Source organism: Streptococcus sp. GMD4S, from assembly GCF_000296955.1.
The window spans coordinates 1-4,227 of sequence record NZ_AJRE01000459.1 but is presented as its reverse complement, the minus strand read 5'-3'; the positions used below and the strand labels follow the sequence as shown (position 1 = coordinate 4,227).

General features: G+C 44.5%; 3 protein-coding genes and 1 pseudogene. All 4 read left to right on the top strand.

The window, feature by feature from the left end; translation table 11 throughout:
* Positions 1-38 precede the first annotated feature (38 nt).
* On the top strand, positions 39-1,544 hold the full coding sequence (atpA, locus tag GMD4S_RS11530; protein ID WP_000996615.1) for a F0F1 ATP synthase subunit alpha: 1,506 nt from the start codon (positions 39-41) through the stop codon (positions 1,542-1,544).
* Between the two features lie 15 nt (positions 1,545-1,559).
* Positions 1,560-2,438 (top strand): F0F1 ATP synthase subunit gamma, encoded by an 879-nt coding sequence (locus GMD4S_RS11525; protein ID WP_000301234.1) that lies wholly within the window; start codon positions 1,560-1,562, stop codon positions 2,436-2,438.
* Positions 2,439-2,628: 190 nt separating this feature from the next.
* Positions 2,629-4,035: a F0F1 ATP synthase subunit beta gene (gene atpD / locus GMD4S_RS11515; protein ID WP_000094367.1), complete on the top strand. Its 1,407-nt coding sequence runs from the start codon at positions 2,629-2,631 to the stop codon at positions 4,033-4,035.
* A gap of 10 nt (positions 4,036-4,045) precedes the next feature.
* Positions 4,046-4,227, top strand: a pseudogene (locus tag GMD4S_RS11510) (F0F1 ATP synthase subunit epsilon); the annotation flags it as partial.

The window sequence follows — 4,227 nt, the reverse complement described above, 5'->3', positions numbered from 1 at the left end:
GTTGTTAAAGAAAATTTGAAATAGAAAGTGGTGTTCTTTTGGCAATTAACGCACAAGAAATCAGCGCTTTAATTAAGCAACAAATTGAAAATTTCAAACCCATTTTTGATGTGACTGAAACTGGTGTTGTAACCTATATCGGGGACGGTATTGCGCGTGCCCACGGCCTTGAAAATGCCATGAGTGGAGAGCTCTTGATTTTTGAAAACGGCTCTTATGGTATGGCGCAAAACTTGGAATCAACAGACGTTGGGATCATCATTCTCGGTGACTTCACGGATATCCGTGAAGGAGACACTATCCGTCGCACGGGTAAAATCATGGAAGTTCCTGTCGGTGATAACTTGATTGGACGTGTTGTGGATCCACTTGGTCGTCCCGTTGATGGTCTCGGAGAAATCCATACTGACAAGACTCGTCCAGTAGAAGCACCAGCTCCTGGTGTTATGGAGCGTAAGTCTGTATCAGAACCATTGCAAACAGGTTTGAAAGCTATTGACGCCCTTGTACCGATTGGTCGTGGTCAGCGTGAGCTGATCATTGGTGACCGTCAGACAGGGAAAACAACCATTGCAATCGATACCATCTTGAACCAAAAAGGGCAAGATATGATATGTATCTATGTAGCGATTGGACAAAAAGAATCAACAGTTCGTACACAAGTAGAAACACTTCGTCAGTACGGTGCCTTGGATTACACAATCGTTGTGACAGCCTCAGCTTCACAACCTTCTCCATTACTCTTCCTTGCTCCATATGCAGGGGTCGCTATGGCAGAAGAATTCATGTACCAAGGCAAGCATGTTTTGATCGTTTATGATGACCTATCTAAACAAGCGGTAGCTTATCGTGAACTTTCTCTCTTGCTCCGTCGTCCACCAGGTCGTGAGGCCTTCCCAGGGGATGTCTTCTACCTTCACAGCCGTTTGCTTGAGCGCTCAGCCAAAGTTTCTGACGAGCTTGGTGGTGGATCAATCACAGCCCTACCATTTATTGAGACGCAAGCAGGAGATATCTCTGCCTATATCGCAACCAACGTGATTTCTATCACTGACGGACAAATCTTCCTTGGAGATGGACTCTTTAACGCAGGTATTCGCCCAGCTATTGATGCGGGTTCATCTGTATCTCGTGTAGGTGGTTCTGCTCAGATTAAAGCCATGAAGAAGGTTGCTGGTACTCTTCGTATCGACCTTGCTTCATACCGTGAGTTAGAAGCCTTCACTAAGTTCGGTTCGGACTTGGATGCGGCTACTCAAGCTAAGTTGAATCGTGGTCGTCGTACGGTAGAAGTATTGAAACAACCTGTTCACAAGCCTTTGCCTGTTGAGAAACAAGTGACGATCCTGTATGCTTTGACACACGGATTCTTGGATACAGTTCCTGTAAATGACATTGTTCGTTTTGAGGAAGAGTTCCATGCCTTCTTTGATGCACAACATCCAGAGATTTTGGAAACCATTCGTGAAACAAAAGACTTGCCAGAAGAAGCAGTCTTGGATGCTGCGATTACAGAGTTTCTCAATCAATCCAGCTTCCAATAAGAATAGAGGTGTCAGATGGCAGTATCTCTAAATGATATTAAAACAAAAATCGCCTCAACAAAAAATACTAGTCAAATCACTAATGCCATGCAAATGGTATCGGCTGCCAAGTTAGGTCGCTCTGAAGAAGCAGCACGCAATTTTCAAGTTTATGCTCAGAAGGTTCGTAAGCTTTTGACGGATATTCTACATGGTAACGGATCTGGTGGCTCTACCAATCCAATGCTCATTAGTCGTCCAGTTAAGAAAACAGGCTATATCGTTATTACTTCAGACCGTGGCTTGGTTGGAGGTTATAATGCTTCCATCCTTAAAGCTGTGATGGAGCTGAAAGAAGAATATCATCCAAATGGTGATGACTTTGAAGTTATCTGTATTGGTGGTATGGGGGCTGATTTCTTTAAGGCTCGTGGCATTCAACCAATCTATGAATTGCGGGGCTTGGCCGACCAACCAAGTTTTGATGAAGTTCGTAAAATTATTTCAAAAACGATTGAGATGTACCAAAATGAACTCTTTGATGAACTTTATGTTTGCTATAATCACCACGTCAATACGCTTACCAGCCAAATGCGTGTGGAGCAAATGCTTCCGATTGTTGACCTCGATCCAAATGAAGCAGATGAGGAGTATAGCTTAACCTTTGAGTTGGAAACGAGCCGTGATGAGATTCTAGAGCAGTTGTTGCCACAGTATGCCGAAAGTATGATTTACGGGGCTATTATCGATGCCAAGACAGCTGAAAATGCCGCAGGTATGACAGCTATGCAGACAGCGACTGATAATGCCAAGAAAGTTATCAATGATTTGACTATCCAGTATAACCGTGCCAGACAGGCGGCGATTACACAAGAAATTACAGAAATCGTAGCGGGGGCTAGTGCCTTAGAATAAGGCTTTGCCTCCCTCGTATCAAAATGAACTTATACTCAATGAAAATTAAAGAGCAAACTAGGAAGCTAGCCGCAGGCTGTACTTGAGTACGGTAAGGCGACGCTGACGTGGTTTGAAGAGATTTTCGAAGAGTATTAGGACCTAGTTGAGCTAGGAACCGACAGTATCTTATATAGAATAGGAGAAGGAGATGAGTTCAGGTAAAATTGCTCAGGTTATCGGACCCGTTGTAGACGTTTTGTTTGCAGCTGGGGAACCACTTCCTGAGATTAACAATGCACTTGTCGTCTACAAAAATGACGAAAGAAAAACAAAAATCGTCCTTGAAGTAGCCTTGGAGTTGGGTGATGGTATGGTCCGTACGATCGCCATGGAATCAACAGATGGTTTGACTCGTGGAATGGAAGTTTTGGACACAGGTCGTCCAATCTCGGTTCCAGTAGGTAAAGAAACTTTGGGACGTGTCTTCAATGTTTTGGGAGATACCATTGACTTGGATGCTCCTTTTGCTGAAGACGCTGAGCGTCAGCCAATTCATAAAAAAGCTCCAACTTTTGATGAATTGTCTACCTCTTCTGAAATTCTTGAAACTGGGATTAAGGTTATCGACCTTCTTGCCCCATACCTTAAAGGGGGGAAAGTCGGACTCTTCGGTGGTGCCGGAGTTGGTAAAACCGTCTTAATCCAAGAATTGATTCACAACATTGCCCAAGAACATGGGGGTATTTCCGTATTTACCGGTGTTGGGGAACGTACTCGTGAAGGGAACGACCTTTACTGGGAAATGAAAGAATCAGGCGTTATCGAGAAAACAGCAATGGTATTTGGTCAGATGAATGAACCACCAGGAGCACGTATGCGTGTTGCCCTTACTGGCTTGACAATCGCTGAATACTTCCGTGATGTAGAAGGCCAAGACGTGCTTCTCTTTATTGACAATATCTTCCGTTTCACTCAGGCTGGTTCAGAAGTATCTGCCCTTTTGGGTCGGATGCCATCAGCCGTTGGATACCAACCAACACTTGCTACAGAAATGGGTCAATTGCAAGAGCGTATCACGTCAACTAAGAAGGGTTCTGTAACCTCTATCCAAGCCATCTATGTGCCTGCGGATGACTATACTGACCCAGCGCCAGCAACAGCCTTCGCTCACTTGGATTCAACGACTAACTTGGAACGTAAGTTGGTACAGTTGGGGATTTACCCAGCCGTTGACCCACTGGCTTCAAGCTCTCGTGCCTTGGCACCTGAGATTGTTGGTGAGGAGCACTATGCTGTAGCTGCGGAAGTTAAACGTGTTCTTCAACGTTACCATGAATTGCAAGATATCATTGCTATCCTTGGTATGGATGAACTCTCTGATGAAGAAAAGACCTTGGTTGCTCGTGCCCGTCGTATCCAGTTCTTCTTGTCTCAAAACTTTAACGTTGCAGAACAATTTACTGGTCAACCTGGTTCTTATGTGCCAGTAGCGGAAACAGTTCGTGGCTTTAAGGAAATCCTTGAAGGAAAACATGACCAGCTACCAGAAGATGCCTTCCGTGGTGTCGGTTCAATCGAAGACGTCATTGCTAAGGCAGAGAAAATGGGATTTTAAGAGGTGATCTATGGCTCATTTAACTGTCCAGATCGTGACACCAGATGGCCTCGTCTATGATCACCATGCCAGCTTTGTATCGGTACGAACTCTGGATGGTGAGATGGGGATCTTGCCACGACATGAAAATATGATTGCGGTTTTAGCGGTTGATGAAGTGAAGGTAAAACGTATCGATGATGATACTCATGT

What these genes read in the sequence shown, in the direction of transcription:
- atpD (WP_000094367.1), top strand. Translation starts at nt 2,629, where the DNA reads ATGAGTTCAGGTAAAATTGCTCAGGTTATCGGACCCGTTGTAGACGTT.
- GMD4S_RS11525 (WP_000301234.1), top strand. Translation starts at nt 1,560, where the DNA reads ATGGCAGTATCTCTAAATGATATTAAAACAAAAATCGCCTCAACAAAA.